Annotated in this window: 2 tRNA genes and 1 rRNA gene; all 3 read right to left on the bottom strand. The window is 47.7% G+C overall.

Annotation, left to right across the window (positions count from 1 at the left end):
- Positions 1 to 262: ribosomal RNA gene (locus tag ACF8OF_RS11155) — 23S ribosomal RNA — on the bottom strand; the annotation flags it as partial.
- Between the two features lie 334 nt (positions 263 to 596).
- A tRNA-Ala gene (locus tag ACF8OF_RS11160) sits at positions 597 to 672 on the bottom strand.
- Between the two features lie 127 nt (positions 673 to 799).
- A tRNA-Ile gene (locus ACF8OF_RS11165) sits at positions 800 to 876 on the bottom strand.
- Positions 877 to 939 lie beyond the last annotated feature (63 nt).

Below are 939 nucleotides of genomic sequence, written 5' to 3' on the forward strand. Positions count from 1 at the left end.
TCCCCGTTCGCTCGCCGCTACTGGGGGAATCTCGTTTGATTTCTTTTCCTCGGGGTACTTAGATGTTTCAGTTCTCCCGGTTCGCTTCATTACCCTATGTATTCAGGTAATGATAGTGCAACGAATTGCACTGGGTTTCCCCATTCGGAAATCGCCGGTTATAACGGTTCATATCACCTTACCGGCGCTTATCGCAGATTAGCACGTCCTTCATCGCCTCTGACTGCCTAGGCATCCACCGTGTACGCTTATTCGCTTAACCTCACAACCCGAAAGTGTTTCGACTGAGTGTTTCTGTGGGGTTATGGCTGCGCGCCCCTCATTTCTTTGTCGGGCGGTGCTCGCAATGCTCACATACTGATGTATGCTCCGCTTGCTGTGCTCCGTCCTTCGCGAACTGAGGACTGCTCGCTCATAACTCACGCAAAAACGTCTTCACATTTTCGTGTTGCTTGGCTGAGAGACTCATCAATATTACCTCGGTGATAATATTGATTGTTTCAATTTTTCAGCTTGTTCCGGATTGTTAAAGAGCATAATAATTCACAGCATACCGTTTCCGGTAAACTCTGAATTATTGTTCAGATATCAGATAATGGTGGAGCTAAGCGGGATCGAACCGCTGACCTCCTGCGTGCAAGGCAGGCGCTCTCCCAGCTGAGCTATAGCCCCATTATTTGGTTTTCCCGGGGTGTGTCTTTTCATCATGAAAAGAGGAAACCGCATTGAGACAAGGCATGGAAAGGCGAAGTTTACTAAGGTAAACGAGTCTTTTCATAACGCAGTATCAATTCGGTTTTGGTAGGCCTGAGTGGACTTGAACCACCGACCTCACCCTTATCAGGGGTGCGCTCTAACCACCTGAGCTACAAGCCTATTCCCGGTATCTGCTTCTTTCTATCAGACAATCTGTGTGAACACTCACATTCTAAATCAACA

Origin of the sequence: Morganella sp. TYF_1, assembly GCF_043105645.1 — a bacterium.
GTDB classification, from domain to species: Bacteria; Pseudomonadota; Gammaproteobacteria; order Enterobacterales; family Enterobacteriaceae; genus Morganella; species Morganella morganii_B.